This is a genomic window from Dakarella massiliensis (genome assembly GCF_001182045.1).
In the GTDB taxonomy this organism is placed as follows: domain Bacteria; phylum Pseudomonadota; class Gammaproteobacteria; order Burkholderiales; family Burkholderiaceae_F; genus Mesosutterella; species Mesosutterella massiliensis.
The window spans coordinates 1-968 of the sequence record NZ_CVTY01000001.1 but is presented as its reverse complement, the minus strand read 5'-3'; the positions used below and the strand labels follow the sequence as shown (position 1 = coordinate 968).

General features: G+C 51.9%; 1 tRNA gene and 1 pseudogene. One reads left to right on the top strand and one right to left on the bottom strand.

Features of this window, described 5'->3' with window-relative positions:
• Positions 1 to 497 (bottom strand): annotated as a pseudogene (locus BN1936_RS11535) (hypothetical protein); the annotation flags it as partial.
• 162 nt (positions 498 to 659) lie between these two features.
• Here BN1936_RS11535 and BN1936_RS00005 point away from each other — a divergent pair.
• Positions 660 to 750 (top strand) — tRNA-Ser (locus BN1936_RS00005).
• Positions 751 to 968: the final 218 nt, after the last annotated feature.

Here is a 968-nt window from a genome sequence, read left to right as displayed (position 1 = left end):
GCGGCGGGAGCCTTCTTCGCAGTAGCGGCGGGAGCCTTCTTCGCAGTAGCGGCGGGAGCCTTCTTCGCAGTAGCGGCGGGAGCCTTCTTCGCAGTAGCGGCGGGAGCCTTCTTCGCAGTAGCGGCGGAAGCCTTCTTCGCAGTAGCGGCGGAAGCCTTCTTAGCAGCCGGTTTCTTTGCGGGAGCCTTGACAGCAGCTACCTTGCGGGCACCTTCCTCGACATCTTTCTTGACCTGCTCGACAGTGGCTTTCACAGCCTTGGCCTTTGCCTTGGCAACTTCAGTCTTGGCCTTCACGGTTGCCTTCGCTTCCTCAGCGGACTCAGCCGCGGCTTCGACATACTCGCGGGCGAGTTTGACCAGATTGTCAAAAGTTTCTTTTACAACAGCTTTTTTGCCATTGATAAGCTGAGTTTTTTCGTCGATGTCTTTCAGCGCAGCAGCAAAACGGCTGCGGAGATCGTCCTTGTTGCTGGTCTTGGTGGTGCCTGATTTCATGGAACTCTCCAATTTATGAGAATGCTGAGTAACAAAAGCGCGCTCGTTGCGGCGTTTTTCTGCCTATTTTTCCTATTCTAATTAGTTTAACTGACACAATAAAAGGGGGTAGTGGCATTTCGGTATATTTTTTGCTAAGATTCATAACCTCGTACGATCACAGGAAGGGTGGCAGAGTGGTCGAATGCACCGGACTCGAAATCCGGCATACGGTTATGCCGTATCGAGGGTTCGAATCCCTCCCCTTCCGCCAGATAACCTGAACTCCCGTGACATAGTTCTATATTGACTTAAACGTCATGGGAGGTTTAGGCGGGTTTAAAAGCTCAAGCATGTCTTGGGCTTTTTTTCGTCAGAGGCTCCACAACCCATGTAGCTCTCGTTGGTGCCCTCACCGCTCTGATCCTCTTCAATGCGGCCAGTAACTTTTCCACCGAGTTATCGGGGAGTTTTAATTCCTGAGTTTCTCTT